Below are 13,575 nucleotides of genomic sequence, written 5' to 3' on the forward strand. Positions count from 1 at the left end.
GCGGCAAACCAGAATCGTATCATTCGTCCTGTTGCTGCTGTTTGACCTTGCGCATCAGCAACCACATGCGAACGGTACGTGGCTGACGCTTAACGGTGTGGCTATCGGGAATCAGGCCAGTGTGCTTGTTATAACCGTTGAAAAACAGATTCAGAGTCACGGCGCTGAAGGTGGCCAGCATGATCCCGCTGTGCAGCAGGGGTTGCAGCACTTCCGGGAATTTCGAGAAAAAATCGTGCGATAGCGTTGGCGTCAGGCCCACGCCAAGGCTAATGGCGACGATATAGAGGTTATAGCGGTTGGTGGAATAGTTGATACGGGCTAGGATACGGATCCCCGTTGCCAGCACCATACCAAACATCACCAGCCCAGCGCCGCCCAGCACGAACTGTGGGATGGATGCGACCAGGATCGCCATTTTCGGCACCATGCCGAAGGTGATCAGAATGCCGCCTGAAGCCACGCAAACCCAGCGGCTATGAACGCCAGTGACGCCGACCAGCCCGATATTCTGTGAAAACGAAGTATGCGGAAAACTATTAAACACGCCGCCGAATAGGGTGCCGACAGCGTCTACGCGCAGGCCGCGCACGATATCCTGTGGCGAGAGTTTGCGTCCGACAATTTCACCCAGGGCGAGAAACATCCCCATCGACTCAATAAACACGATGACCACCACCGCGGTCATGATCAGAATCGATACTGGATCGAAAACCGGTGTTCCCAGAGCCATCGGCGTGACGATGGCGAACCATTTAGCGTCATGCAGGCCATTCAGGTTGACTTCATTCATCATCATCGACAGAACAAAGCCGAAGATAATCCCCAGCAGCACCGCCACGTTGGAGAGAAAGCCCTTGGCAAAACGGGTTACCAGCAGGATAAACAGCAGCACGGCAAACGAGATGCCAAGATAGACAGGGCTGCCATACTCGGGGTTGCCTTTACCGCCCGCCGCCCAATCAATGCCGACCTGCATGATGCTCAGGCCAATAGACGTAATGATCACACCGGTCACGAGCGGAGGGAACAGCGGCATCAGTCTGCCAATCAGCGGTGCGATAAAGGTGGTGATAATACCGGCACCGATAGTGGCACCAAAAATGCCCATCAACCCGATATCAGGACGGATACCGATAGCCAGCATTGGCGTAACGGCCGCGAAAGTCACCGACATGATAACTGGCAGACGGATCCCCATTATCCGCCCGATACCGATGCATTGCAGTAACGTCACCACGCCGCAGCAAAACAGATCGGAACTGATCAGCAGGGCGATCGTGTCTTTGCTTAAACCCAGCCGGTCACCAATCATCAGTGGGACGGCCACGGCTCCTGCATACATAACCAGAACGTGTTGTAACCCCAGAATAATCAGCTTTCCTGGGGGCAGGACACGATCTACCTCATCTGTCGCATGGGGGCTACCAGTGATCGAGGGGGCTTGAGAATCAATGGCGCTCATAATTTCCTTCTCCTTGAATATCCAACGGTGGGCCGCGTAGCGAATAAAAATGATGAAAAATCCGCTATATCCATGCTTAGGGAATGCCAGTTTTTTATTCTAGGGCGATAAATTTGTTGAAATGAGTCGACTATCACAGAAAGCGCCGTTTCCGGGGAGCGATGGGAGGGGAGATTGGGAGACGCAGGGATGATAGGTTTCTCATAATGAGAGAAGTCGAATCATTCTGGATCGCCATATGATTCTGTCGCGGTTTTATTGATACGCCCCGCGTCGCCGAACGGCGTGTTTTTTTGAGCCAATTCACAAAAATCAACTTAGGCCCGTGCGGGAGGTAAACATCGCCTGATTATTGCATCGCGACCTGATGTGAATGTCAGAATAATAAAAGGGAGCCAATGAATAAGTTTATTGTTGCCGATGCCGCGAACTGCATTGGCTGCCATGTTTGTGAGATCGCCTGCGTTACCGCACATCAGCAGGATACCTGGCCGCAGCAGCGTCGTGATTTCCTGCCACGTATCCACGTGGTACCTCAGCGTAATGTCAGCAACGCCACCACCTGTCGTCACTGTAACGATGCCCCCTGCGTTGCCTCCTGCCCGACGCAGGCGCTCTGGTTTGCTAACGACAGTATTCAGCTCAAACAGGAGGCGTGTATTGGTTGCAAGAACTGCGTGATGGCCTGTCCGTTTGGTGCCATTGAGATGGTGGCTAATCACGAGGACGCGCCACCGTTGGCGCAGAAGTGCGATCTGTGTAGCCAGCATCCTTCCGGGCTGCAAGCCTGTGTCGCGAGTTGCCCGACTTCGGCGTTGCGCCTGATGGATGAAGCCGCGCTTAATCAGCTACGCCGTGAACGACAAACTCGCTCCGCTCAGGGGCAACCGTTGCAGGAGCGCCACGGCGCGCGGCGTGAGTCATTCCTGAGCAAATCGCCGCGTGTCGGGGCCAACAAGCGCGATGCCGAAACGCGAAAAACCCATTTCAATGAGATATACCACCCGTTGGCGGCATACGCTGCCGAATACGAGAGTGAACGCTGTCTCTACTGTGCACAAAAAGCCTGGTGTAACTGGACCTGCCCGCTGCATAACGCTATTCCGGATTTTATTCGGTTGGTTAATGAAGGAAAGATTATCGAGGCGGCGGAGCTATGCCACCAAAGCAGCTCACTGCCAGAAATTTGTGGCCGGGTCTGCCCGCAGGATCGGCTGTGTGAAGGGGCCTGTACCTTGAAGCAGGTGGGCGGCTCCGTGGCCGTGGGTAATCTGGAAAGCTATATCACCGATACGGCGCTGGCAATGGGGTGGCGCCCAAGTGTCGGGGACGTTGCCCCGCGTCAAGAGCGGGTAGCGGTGATCGGCGCTGGCCCTGCCGGGCTAGGCTGCGCCGATATTCTGGCGCGTTCCGGCGTTCAGGTGGATGTCTTCGATCGGCACCCGGAGATCGGTGGGCTGCTGACCTTCGGTATCCCGCCGTTCAAGCTGGATAAAAGCCTGTTGAGCGTCAGGCGGGAAATCTTCAGCGGGATGGGCATTCATTTTTATTTGAATCAGGAAGTGGGTCGTGACGTGGCGTTCAGCGATCTGGTGGCGAACTACGACGCCGTTTTTCTCGGCGTTGGCACTTACGGCATGATGACTGCGGGTTTAGCAGGAGAAGACGCGCCGGGTGTGATTCAGGCATTGCCGTTCCTGATCGCCAGCACCCGCGAGGTGATGGGGCTGGCAGAGAGCGCGGAATATCCACTCACCGAGCTTCATGCTAAACGGGTGGTGGTATTAGGGGGCGGCGATACGGCGATGGATTGCCTGCGTACGGCGATCCGCCGCGGTGCTGCCAGTGTGACCTGCGCCTACCGCCGTGATGAACTCAGTATGCCGGGTTCGAAGAAAGAAGTGGTCAACGCCCGGGAAGAAGGGGTGGAATTCCTTTTCAATGTCCAGCCGCAGTACATCCGGCGTAATCGTAAAGGGCAGGTGAGTGCCGTCGGGATGATTCGCACCGAGATGGGGGAAGCGGGGCCAGACGGGCGTCGCCGTCCGCGCGCGATTGCCGGTTCAGAGTTTGAATTACCGGCCGATGTGCTGGTGATGGCCTTCGGTTTCCAGGCGCACGATATGCCTTGGCTACGTGGGCACGGTATCAAGCTCGATCGTTGGGGGCAAATCTGCACGGGGGGGAAAGGGCGCGGAACGATGCAAACCAGCAACGACAAGATATTTGCCGGCGGCGATGCGCGACATGGGGCCGATCTGGTGGTGACCGCGATGGTCACCGGGCGTCAGGCAGCACAGGAAATGCTGGCGATGTTTACGCAGAAGGAGGGGATATGACCAGTTTTATTGCTGCTAACCCGCAGGCCTGCATCGGTTGCCGCACCTGTGAAATCGCCTGCGCGTTGGAACATGTGGCCGAGGGCGCGGCGTTTCATCCGCGCCTGAAGGTGCTGCGTTTGGATAACCTCAGCGTACCGGTGATGTGTCATCAGTGTGAGAATGCGCCATGCGTGGCCGCCTGCCCAACCGGTGCGTTGACGATGGGAGCTGAACGGGTTGAGGCCAATGCCGAGCGTTGCATCGGCTGCCAGGGGTGCGCGGTGGCTTGCCCGTTTGGCGCTATTACTATTGAGGTCACGGCAGGGTCTCCGCCAGTGATGGTGAAATGCGATCTGTGCGCAACCCGTGAGCGCGGCCCCGCCTGCGTGGACGTTTGCCCAACGGCGGCGTTAAGTAAAGTGACCGAGATACAACTGGCGGCATTACAAAAGCAGCGGCAAATTGCTACCGCCAGTTTGGCGCATCCGGTGGTGTTTTATGCAAACAGATAAACCTGGTTCGAATTATCGCCAGACTCACCACCGCATCCCAGGGTTAACGCGGGCGTAACACCACAATACCCGGCGTATTCATCACATAAGCGGCAAAGGGTGAATCCACCACTTGCATGTTTTCTTTGCGCGAAGAGGCATTGCGCAGCACCGGGCCGTCCTGCGTCATAATAAAGAAACCGGTATGGGTAACGTCCAGCCCGGCGAGTTTGGTATAGATGCCGATATAGTCGCCGGTTTGTAACTGGCGAATCACGTTATCGTCAACAAATTCACTGGGAATATAGGTAACGCGGCGTTCCACCACCGGCAGGCCGGGCAGATAAGCATCACCATTCGCTTTACGATTGAGGTGCTTCACCAGGGTGACGGCATGCGGGCTAAGCTGCGCGGTAACGTCGTCGGCAAGAACATGTTCTTTTTGCGCCCAATCGGTGAAGAAATGCTTGCGATGCAGAAAGTCGATCTCACCCTTCACATAGCGGGTCTGAATCAGATTCTCAATAAACTGTTGATCAGTGGTGGCCTCTCTGAGTGCCTCAACGTAATCCAGATAGGTGAAACAGTCTAATCCGTGGAAGTCGATCACCAACTGTTCCGGCGTAGTGGCAGAGCCAATCAGCATATTGGCAACATAAGGGGTGCCGAGGAACGCCTGTGAGAGCAGGTCGATCGTCTGGCCTTTATCGGCCTCAGGCACCGCCGCGTGCAGCGCCAGTATGGCGTGCAGTTTGTTTACTGTTTCATCGTTCATTTTTATCGCCATACTTTGCGGGTGAGCCGTTTCCGGCGCTGATTCTACCGGGTTCTCGACAGATTTTTTAGCGCTACATCCCAACATTACCGGGATCAACATCATTAAAGCAAACCTGCGCATCTTTATTCCCCATACCGCCAGTAATTGATAGCGATTATCAATATCACTATGGCGATTGGACACTAAACTAAGCCTAAACATCAATACAGTTAATCAATGATCGCCCCTTTCACCTAGGCAAGCTCTCGCAACAGCTTGGCCGGATTACCGGCATAAATGCCTTTTCGGCTGATATTTTTGCAGACCACGGCACCGGCGCCGATCACGGCGTCATCACAGATGTCAACGGCCAGGATGGTTGCGCCGGAACCAATCACAACCCGGTTGCCGATCCTGGTGCGCCCCCAACTGGCCGGATCGGCATTGGGAGCGCCGTTTTTGAACAGATCGTTGGCGAACATCACGCCGTGGCCGATAAAGCAATCTTCACCGATGGTGACGTATTCACAGATAAAACTGTGGGACTGGATCTTGCTGCGCGCCCCAATACTGACGTTTTTCTGGATTTCGACAAACGGCCCGACGAAAACATCGTCACCCAGTTGGCAGCCATACAGGTTGCTGGGTTCGATCACCATTACATTCTGCCCGGCCTGGACCTGATTGATCCCGCTTTGGCGGGTGCGAATTTTAACGGACATGGTATCCCTCGATTAAGGTAGTGCAACAGCTTGACTATACACCGATTACTTAAATTTGCCGGGTGTGACTCAGCCCTGCGCTGGCGTGGCGTACGTTTTTTCCACCAAAGACTATAATGGATACAGGGGAAGCGCCCCGTGGCCGCACTCCTCGTGCGGTGTTTTATCCGCCAGGGGGTATGTTTGGGTTCGCCGCACGCGGTCTGCGGTGAAATGAGGAGGTGTTCCATGGTCAATCATGTTTGGGGGCTGCTGGCGCATCCCCGCACCGAGTTCAAAAACATTCAAAGCGAGAATGAAAGCATCTCGCACCTGTACACCCACCACGTTCTCTTGATGGCGTTGATACCGGTGGTTTGCACTTACATCGGCACCACGCGGCTCGGCTGGCTCTCGGGGAGTGGCGATGCCATCCGCCTGGATATGGTCACTGCTTTCTATACCGCCATCGCGTTTTACCTGCTGATGCTGGCCGGCGTGGCGGTGATGGGGAAAGTGATCCACTGGATGGCCCGACGCTATGAGACTCGCCCCAGCCTGCACCGCTGCATGGTGTTTGCCGGTTATGTGGCCACGCCAATGTTCCTCAGCGGTGTCGTAGCGCTGTATCCGGTGCTTTGGCTGTGCCTGTTGGCCGGGATTATCGGCCTCAGTTATTCCGCCTATCTGCTGTATATCGGCATCCCGAACTTCCTGGGGATTGACCGTAAAGAAGGCTTTATCTTCTCCAGCTCGACGTTGGCTATGGGCGTTCTGCTCCTTGAGCTGCTGCTTGGGCTGACGGTGGTGCTGTGGGGGTATGGTTCCTGGTTCTTCTGACGTTTGTCATATTGCCCCTTATGCCGTTATGGCATAAGGGGGTGTTGCGTTCAATGCCTGCGGCTGTCAGCTACGCTCGCCCCAGAACTTCTGCTTGCTGGTTTTACCCAGGCCAGGGTTGAAACTGTTGGTCGGATCGGCATCTTTATAGAAGGCCTGTAAATCCGGTTTGGCGTGATACAGATGGCCAACGTTGTGCTCGGCCGGGTATTCCGCACCACGCCGATCGAGGATCGCCAGCATCTGCTCTTTTAAGGCATGGCAATCGGCACCTTTCTTCACCACGTAATCCTGATGGAACACATGGCACATAAAGTGGCCGTAATACAGCTTGTGTACCAACTGGCTGTCGATTTCCGGCGGCAGGGTTTCAAACCATTCGGTGTCGTTGCGGCGCAGCGCGATGTCCAGCGCCAGAATATCCTCCACCTGATTGGCATGCACGGCGTGGTAGCGAATGGCGGCACCCGCAGCGGCAAAGCGGTGCAGGAAAGCCTTCTTGCCCTCTTCCGGCGTGCAAACAAAGAAATCACCGTTGGCCTGTACGAAGTAGCTTTGCAGATACTGCTGCGCTTCTTCCACCCCAGGGCCGGACATTTTTAGCAGCAGGTGGTGCTCAAAACGGATGCGGTACTCTTTCATCCGCTTCGGCAGATGGCTGGGGGCCAGCTTGCTTAGCTTCTGCATTACGCAGTCGGTGAGGTTGCGCGGCAGCAGCGGCAGTTTGTTGAGGCGGGCATCCACAAAGCCTTTCAGGGTGAAGAAGCGCGGCAGCTGGTCGGTGCCGAGCTTGTCGATCATCATAAAGGTGTCTTTGCCGTACACTTCGGCAATATCGAAGATATCGCGGTGCATGTACTCACCGGCCACCGGCAGGTTTTCGAACTGGCTGAGCATGTGGCGGCGCAGCTCGGTCAGCACGGCGGTATCGTTGGTGCCGATATAAAACACCTGTTCTTTATCTTCTTTGGCAAAGGTATCCAGGCGCACGGCAAATACCGCCAGTTTACCGGCACAGCCCGAGGCTTCGTATAAACGGCGTTTATCGGCGTTGAAGCGCGAAGGGGTATCGGCATCCACGTCGCGCACCCTGCTGGCGTATTCGTTGTCCGAGGCGCGCAGCTCACCGTATTCGATATCTTCCGGGCGGTAATCCCCTTTTTCTAAACGACTGAGGATCTCTTCTGGCGTATCGCCGAGCTTGATGCCCAGATGGTTAACCAACCGCAACTGCCCGTCGGCATCCAGCTTGGCGTACAACGCCATTTCGGTATAGGCCGGGCCACGCTTGACCAGTGAACCGCCGGAGTTGTTGCACACGCCGCCGATCACCGACGCACCGATGCACGAAGAGCCGATGACCGAATGCGGTTCACGGTTGTAAGGCTTGAGCAACTTTTCCAGCTTATGCAGCGTGCTGCCAGGGAAACCGACCACCTGCTTGCCCTGATCCAGCACCTGAATATCATCGAGCCGCAGGGTGCTGACAATTACGATCTCACGATCGTAATCATCGCCGCTGGGCGTCGAGCCTTCGGTGAGGCCGGTGTTGGCAGCCTGCATGATGACAATTTTATCGGCCGCCACGCAGGCTTGCAGGATCTGCCACAGCTGCAGCAGGCGGGTCGGGAACACCACCGCCAGCGCCTTGCCTTCGCCGGAACGGAAGCCTTTGCGATAACGTTCGGTGTTGCGATCGCCGGTCAGCACCTGTGTGTTGCCGACGATATTCTTGAGCTGATTGATAAATGCCTGGTTGGCGGACTGCGTCATGCCGAGCTCCCTGTTGTGATTGAGTAGCGATCTGTATACCCTGCCTGGCGCTCTTCGTCACGCAGCGTCAGGATTTCTACCCCGCTAGCGGTAACCGCCACGGTGTGCTCCCATTGGGCAGACAGTTTCTTGTCGCGGGTGACCACTGTCCAGCCATCTTTCTTCAGCTTGATGCGGTGATCGCCCTGGTTAATCATCGGTTCGATGGTAAACACCATCCCTTCCTGCAATACCGTTCCGCTTCCCGGCTGGCCGTAATGCAGCACCGCCGGGCCTTCGTGCATGTTGCGGCCAATGCCGTGGCCGCAATATTCACGCACGACGCTGTACCCGGCCTGTTCGGCGTGGCGCTGAATCGCGTGGCCGATATCCCCCAGCGTTGCCCCTGGTTTTACCGCGCGAATGCCTTGCCACATAGCCTCATACACGTTATTCACTAACCGCTTGGCGACCGGAGCGATCTGGCCGATAGCATACATTTTGCTGGAGTCGGCAATAAAGCCGCCGTTTTCCAGCGTGATATCGACGTTGACGATCATGCCTGAACGCAGAATTTTACTGGCTGAAGGCATGCCGTGGCAGATCACTTCGTCGATCGAGGTATTCAGCACGTAGGGGAAATCATACTGGCCCTTGCTGGCCGGGCGTGACTTCAGTTCATCGACGATAAATGCCTCGGTGCGATCGTTAATCTCCATGGTGGTGATGCCTTCGCGAATGACCCCATCGAGCATAGCAAACACCTTGGCCAACAGCGCGCCAGAGTGGCGCATTTTGGCAATCTCCTCCGGAGTTTTGAGGACAATCTCTTTCACCCGATTATTTCCTTTCGTGTCAATCCATGAGCGATTTGTCGGTGAATTATATACGCTTTGTGGGGGAGGCGTTTGCTATTCCACGGCGCACGAACTTTCCTGAAGGTGATGATTGCTGGCACCCGCCAATGCGTTTATTGTGATGGGTGGCTTTCTTGCCATGACTTTTCAGAAGGATTTCGGGCGTGACTAAATTACGTGTTGGGGTGATCTTTGGCGGTAAATCGGCGGAACATGAGGTTTCGCTCCAGTCGGCAAAAAATATTCTGGATGCCATCGACAAAGAGAAGTTTGACGTCACGCTGTTGGGGATTGATAAAACAGGGCAATGGCACATTAACGATGCCTCAAATTTTTTGCTGAATGCGGAAAACCCGGCGCTGATTGCGCTCAATCATTCGAATAAAAACATCGCGCTGATACCGGGGCAAGAGAAGCAGCAGCTGATTGCTGCCAACGGTGCCGGTGCGCTAGGCCAGCTCGACGTGGTATTCCCGATCGTCCACGGCACGTTGGGGGAAGATGGTTCGCTACAGGGGCTGTTGCGCATGGCCAATATTCCCTTTGTTGGCGCTGGGGTGCTGGGCTCGGCGGTCAGCATGGATAAAGACGTCACCAAACGCCTGCTGCGTGATGCCGGGCTGGCAATCGCGCCGTTCGTGACGCTGACGCGCGCTAACCGCCAGCAACACAGTTTTGCACAATTGGCCGAGCGCCTGGGGTTGCCACTGTTTGTTAAACCGGCTAATCAGGGCTCTTCCGTTGGCGTCAGCAAAGTGCACGATTTGGCCGAATTTGAGCAGGCGATCGCGCTGGCATTCAGCTTTGATCACAAAGTGCTGGTGGAGTCGGCGATTGCTGGCCGTGAGATCGAATGTGCGGTGCTGGGTAACGATCGGCCGCAGGCCAGCCTGTGCGGTGAGATTGTGTTGAGCGATGAGTTCTACTCCTACGACACCAAATACATTAACGAGCAGGGCGCGCAGGTGGTGGTGCCGGCGGCGATCGATCAGGCAACCAGCGACAAAATCCGCGATGTGGCTTTGCAGGCGTTTAAGGCCTTGGACTGTTTGGGGATGGCGCGCGTCGACGTGTTCCTGACGCCAGATAATCAGGTGATCATCAACGAAGTCAATACGCTGCCAGGGTTCACCAATATCAGCATGTACCCGAAACTGTGGGGAGCCAGCGGGGTGGGCTATACCCAGTTGATCACCCTTTTGATTGAGTTGGCGCTGGAGCGCCATCAGCAGGATCGCGGGTTGAACAGCTCGGTGTTTGATCGCGCGTAAGTGATTATTACGCCCCTCACGCCTTTTTTGGGAATGAGGGGCAACGGTTTACTTCACCGTCACATCAATATCCCCAAAATACTTCTTCGACAGCGCGCTAATGGTCCCTTGCTGCTTCACTTTTGCGATAGCTTCGTTCAACTGCTTCAGCAGGGCGGTATCGTCTTTGCGTAAGCCAAACGCAATGCCTTCACCCAGGATTTTGTCGTCTTTTACCGCTTCACCGACAAAGGCAAAACCTTTGCCGTCCGGGTGCGCCAGGAAGCCGCTCTGCCCGGCAGGGGCCATGATCAGCGTGGCATCCAGGCGGCCAGAGGTCAGGTCAAGATACACCTGGTTCTGATCCTGATAAGACACCACGTCAACGCCCTGCGGAGCCCAATGCGCATTGGCATAGTTTTCCTGGATCGAGCCTTGTAGAACCCCGACGCGCTTGCCGGCCAGTGACTTGGCGTCTGGCAGCAGGCCGCTGTCGGCTTTGGCGATCAAACGGTTAGGCACCTGATAAATCGAGTCGGTGAAGGCAATCGCCGCACGGCGCTGATCGGTGACGTTCATCGCTGAGTTGATCGCTTCGAACTTACGCGCCTGCAACGCCGGGATCAGGCTGTCGAACGAGGTTTCTACCCAGCTGCATTCAAGCTTTGCTTCAGCACAGACGGCGTGACCCAGATCGATATCAAACCCTTCCAACTGGCCGCTGGCGGATTTGGATTCGAACGGCGGATACAGAGCCTCAATACCAAAGCGCAGCTTATTTTCCGCCGCGAAAGTCGAGCCAGCAGCCAACAGGCAGCCTGCGGCAATGAGCATGTTTAAGGTTTTTTTCATCGGTGTTCTTTCCTATGCAACGGAATCAATGGGTTACACCTGGCACAGGCGGCGTGCGCCTTCCAGCAGGGTGTCGTTATCTTTCGAGAAACTCAAACGGATAATGCCGGTATTGGTGCCATCGCTGTAAAACGCCGATAGCGGGATGGTGGCAACTTTGGCTTCACGGATCAAACGCACCGCAAAGTCGTTGTCACTTTCGTTACTGAAGCTGCTAAAGCGGGCCAGCATAAAGAAACTGCCATCGCTTGGCAGCAATTCAAAACGTGAATCCTGCAGTGCGTTGGCCAGCAGATCGCGTTTTTGCTGGTAGAAATCTGCCAGCCCCAGATAGCTTTGCGGGTTATTCAACGCGGCGGCAAAGGCGTACTGCATCGGGGTATCGGCCGAGAACACCATAAACTGGTGCACCTTGCGGATCTCCTCCATCAGCGCCGCCGGTGCCATGCAATAGCCGACGCGCCAGCCGGTGACGTGGTAGGTTTTGCCGAATGACGACACGATCACGCTGCGTTCCGCCAGAGCCGGATGGCGCGCCATGCTGTGGTGGATGCCCCCGTCGAATACCACGTGTTCGTAGACTTCATCAGACAGAATGACGATATCGGTGTGGCGCGTCAGCGCGGTCAGGCGCTCAATATCATGCTCGCTGAATACGCTGCCGGTGGGGTTATGCGGGCTGTTAACGATGATCATCCGCGTTTTGCTGTTGATCGCGGCGGCCACCTCGTCCCAATCGATCCGTAAATCCTGCAGTGAAAGCTTGATGGCGACCGGTGTTGCCCCTTGCAGACGGACGATCGGCGCGTAGCTGTCGAACGCCGGTTCAAAGTAGATCACCTCGTCGCCGGGGTGCACCAGCGCGCTGATGGCGGAATAGAGCCCTTCGCTGGCGCTGGCGATGACCGTGATTTCGTCATCCGCGTCGTAGCGCGTGCCGTACAGGCGTTCAACTTTTTCCGCCAGCGCAACGCGCAAGGCGGTCACGCCGCTCATTGGGGCATATTGGTTATGACCTGCGCGCATGGCTTGGGCGACACCTTCCACCAACTGCAAATCGCAGGCAAAATTCGGTGCCCCCTGGGACAGATTAAGTGCCTGGTGTTCGGCGCTCAGTTGGCCGATCACGGTGAAAATGGTAGTGCCGACGTCTGGCAGTTTCGAGCGTTGGGAGCAGGCGCTCTGCATGATGGGCTCCGGGCAAAAGAATGAAGTGTGGAACGATTAAGCATGAGTTAGGATCGACGAACAAGAGAAAATTCGTCATGCTAGCCATGCGTTTAGATCATGCCTGGTAAGAGGTTTTTTTGCGTTAATAGAGGGTTAGCCATGCAGACAGCGTTACCGTCGCTTGACGTGCTGAAAACTTTTGTGGTGGTGGCACAGCGCCTTAATTTCACCCATGCGGCGCAGGCGTTGCATCTGACGCAGGGGGCGGTCAGCCGCCAGATCCTTGGCCTGGAGCAGCAATTGGGTTACCCGCTGTTCAGCCGCCGGGCGCGCGGATTGGTGCTGACCGCGCAGGGAGCATCGCTGTTGGCACCGGTGCAGCAGGCATTGGGGCAATTGGATGAGGCGTTGGCACGGGCCAGCGCGCAGCCGGGCACGCTGCGGATCAAATGCCCGACCTGTGCGATGCGCTGGGTGTTACCGCGCATTATTCGCCTGCAGAATGAGCGGCCGGAAATGCATATCGAACTGACTGCTTCGGTATCGCACGGCGTCGATTTCAGCACCGAGCATTTTGATGCCGCCGTGGTGTTTGGTGAACCACAGCGCAAACGGCTGGTGGTGCAGCATCTGTTTGACGAGATCCTGACCCCGGTTTGCACGCCCACTTATCTGCCGGTGCTGAATCGGCCGCCGCAGCCTGGCGATCTGGCGCAGAAAACCCTGTTGCACCCAACGCGCGATCGCCGCGATTGGCTATTGTGGCTGAAAGCGGCTGGGCATGAGGCATTGCCTTCCGCCAAAGCACAGCATTTCGATACCCTCGATCTGGCGACCAGCGCCGCGCTGCAGGGGTTTGGCATTGCGATCGGCGATCTTTGCCTGCTGGAAGAGGACATTCAGGCCAACCGCATCGTCACGCCGTTCCCGCTCAGCGTGGCCAGCGGAGCGGCCTACTATCTGGTGTATCCTGAACGCGCGGTAATACCCGCCGCCCTGAGCGAACTGGTGGATTGGCTGGGGGAAGAGGCGCAGGCCAGCCGCGCCAGATTGGAAAAATACCGCCCTGTAGCCTAACGCCGGTCAGTTAAGCGCAAAACGGTATAATTATGCAGCAGG

12 protein-coding genes are annotated in these 13,575 nt (G+C 56.2%); 5 read left to right on the forward strand and 7 right to left on the reverse strand.

Annotated features, from left to right (window positions below; all coding sequences use genetic code 11):
* Positions 1 to 19: 19 nt before the first annotated feature.
* The gene (locus BMI79_RS05115) at positions 20 to 1,465 is read right to left on the reverse strand and encodes a nucleobase:cation symporter-2 family protein (protein ID WP_076941013.1); all 1,446 of its coding nucleotides are present in this window, start codon (positions 1,463 to 1,465) and stop codon (positions 20 to 22) included.
* A 398-nt stretch (positions 1,466 to 1,863) separates the two neighbouring features.
* Between BMI79_RS05115 and ygfT the strand changes: the two genes are divergently transcribed.
* Entirely contained in the window at positions 1,864 to 3,804 is a 1,941-nt protein-coding gene (gene ygfT, locus BMI79_RS05120) for a formate-dependent uric acid utilization protein YgfT (RefSeq protein ID WP_076941014.1), read from the forward strand.
* Positions 3,801 to 4,298: a 4Fe-4S dicluster domain-containing protein gene (locus tag BMI79_RS05125; protein WP_076941016.1), complete on the forward strand. Its 498-nt coding sequence runs from the start codon at positions 3,801 to 3,803 to the stop codon at positions 4,296 to 4,298. Before ygfT ends, BMI79_RS05125 begins: the two co-directional genes overlap by 4 nt.
* 43 nt (positions 4,299 to 4,341) lie before the next feature.
* On the opposite strand, the gene BMI79_RS05130 is transcribed toward BMI79_RS05125, so the two are convergent.
* Positions 4,342 to 5,175: a DUF1460 domain-containing protein gene (locus tag BMI79_RS05130; protein WP_076941018.1), complete on the reverse strand. Its 834-nt coding sequence runs from the start codon at positions 5,173 to 5,175 to the stop codon at positions 4,342 to 4,344.
* A 113-nt stretch (positions 5,176 to 5,288) separates the two neighbouring features.
* Positions 5,289 to 5,693 (reverse strand): acyltransferase, encoded by a 405-nt coding sequence (locus BMI79_RS05135; RefSeq protein ID WP_425272343.1) that lies wholly within the window; start codon positions 5,691 to 5,693, stop codon positions 5,289 to 5,291.
* A gap of 291 nt (positions 5,694 to 5,984) precedes the next feature.
* Between BMI79_RS05135 and BMI79_RS05140 the strand changes: the two genes are divergently transcribed.
* Positions 5,985 to 6,575 (forward strand): Yip1 family protein, encoded by a 591-nt coding sequence (locus BMI79_RS05140; RefSeq protein ID WP_076941022.1) that lies wholly within the window; start codon positions 5,985 to 5,987, stop codon positions 6,573 to 6,575.
* Between the two features lie 66 nt (positions 6,576 to 6,641).
* Here the strand turns inward: BMI79_RS05140 and dld are convergent, their stop codons facing one another.
* Both dld and map read right to left on the reverse strand, forming a co-directional pair.
* Entirely contained in the window at positions 6,642 to 8,348 is a 1,707-nt protein-coding gene (gene dld / locus BMI79_RS05145) for a D-lactate dehydrogenase (protein ID WP_076941024.1), read from the reverse strand.
* A complete protein-coding gene (gene map / locus BMI79_RS05150) occupies positions 8,345 to 9,163 on the reverse strand; it encodes a type I methionyl aminopeptidase (protein ID WP_076941026.1) in 819 nt (272 codons plus the stop codon). Before map ends, dld begins: the two co-directional genes overlap by 4 nt.
* A 185-nt stretch (positions 9,164 to 9,348) precedes the next feature.
* On the opposite strand from map, the gene ddlA reads away from it, so the two are divergent.
* Positions 9,349 to 10,455, forward strand: coding sequence for a D-alanine--D-alanine ligase (ddlA, locus tag BMI79_RS05155; RefSeq protein ID WP_076941027.1), 1,107 nt, complete (start codon positions 9,349 to 9,351; stop codon positions 10,453 to 10,455).
* Between the two features lie 48 nt (positions 10,456 to 10,503).
* On the opposite strand, the gene BMI79_RS05160 is transcribed toward ddlA, so the two are convergent.
* Entirely contained in the window at positions 10,504 to 11,286 is a 783-nt protein-coding gene (locus BMI79_RS05160; protein WP_076941029.1) for an ABC transporter substrate-binding protein, read from the reverse strand.
* Positions 11,287 to 11,319: 33 nt separating this feature from the next.
* Entirely contained in the window at positions 11,320 to 12,474 is a 1,155-nt protein-coding gene (locus BMI79_RS05165) for a pyridoxal phosphate-dependent aminotransferase (protein ID WP_076941030.1), read from the reverse strand.
* Between the two features lie 141 nt (positions 12,475 to 12,615).
* On the opposite strand from BMI79_RS05165, the gene BMI79_RS05170 reads away from it, so the two are divergent.
* Positions 12,616 to 13,533: a LysR substrate-binding domain-containing protein gene (locus BMI79_RS05170; protein WP_076941032.1), complete on the forward strand. Its 918-nt coding sequence runs from the start codon at positions 12,616 to 12,618 to the stop codon at positions 13,531 to 13,533.
* Positions 13,534 to 13,575: the final 42 nt, after the last annotated feature.

Source organism: Serratia oryzae (assembly GCF_001976145.1).
GTDB lineage: Bacteria > Pseudomonadota > Gammaproteobacteria > Enterobacterales > Enterobacteriaceae > Chania > Chania oryzae.

What these genes read in the sequence shown, in the direction of transcription:
- BMI79_RS05160 (WP_076941029.1), bottom strand. Translation starts at nt 11,286, where the DNA reads ATGAAAAAAACCTTAAACATGCTCATTGCCGCAGGCTGCCTGTTGGCT.
- BMI79_RS05170 (WP_076941032.1), top strand. Translation starts at nt 12,616, where the DNA reads ATGCAGACAGCGTTACCGTCGCTTGACGTGCTGAAAACTTTTGTGGTG.
- BMI79_RS05135 (WP_425272343.1), bottom strand. Translation starts at nt 5,693, where the DNA reads ATGGTGATCGAACCCAGCAACCTGTATGGCTGCCAACTGGGTGACGAT.
- BMI79_RS05130 (WP_076941018.1), bottom strand. Translation starts at nt 5,175, where the DNA reads ATGCGCAGGTTTGCTTTAATGATGTTGATCCCGGTAATGTTGGGATGT.
- BMI79_RS05165 (WP_076941030.1), bottom strand. Translation starts at nt 12,474, where the DNA reads ATGCAGAGCGCCTGCTCCCAACGCTCGAAACTGCCAGACGTCGGCACT.
- BMI79_RS05125 (WP_076941016.1), top strand. Translation starts at nt 3,801, where the DNA reads ATGACCAGTTTTATTGCTGCTAACCCGCAGGCCTGCATCGGTTGCCGC.
- BMI79_RS05140 (WP_076941022.1), top strand. Translation starts at nt 5,985, where the DNA reads ATGGTCAATCATGTTTGGGGGCTGCTGGCGCATCCCCGCACCGAGTTC.
- BMI79_RS05115 (WP_076941013.1), bottom strand. Translation starts at nt 1,465, where the DNA reads ATGAGCGCCATTGATTCTCAAGCCCCCTCGATCACTGGTAGCCCCCAT.
- dld (WP_076941024.1), bottom strand. Translation starts at nt 8,348, where the DNA reads ATGACGCAGTCCGCCAACCAGGCATTTATCAATCAGCTCAAGAATATC.
- ygfT (WP_076941014.1), top strand. Translation starts at nt 1,864, where the DNA reads ATGAATAAGTTTATTGTTGCCGATGCCGCGAACTGCATTGGCTGCCAT.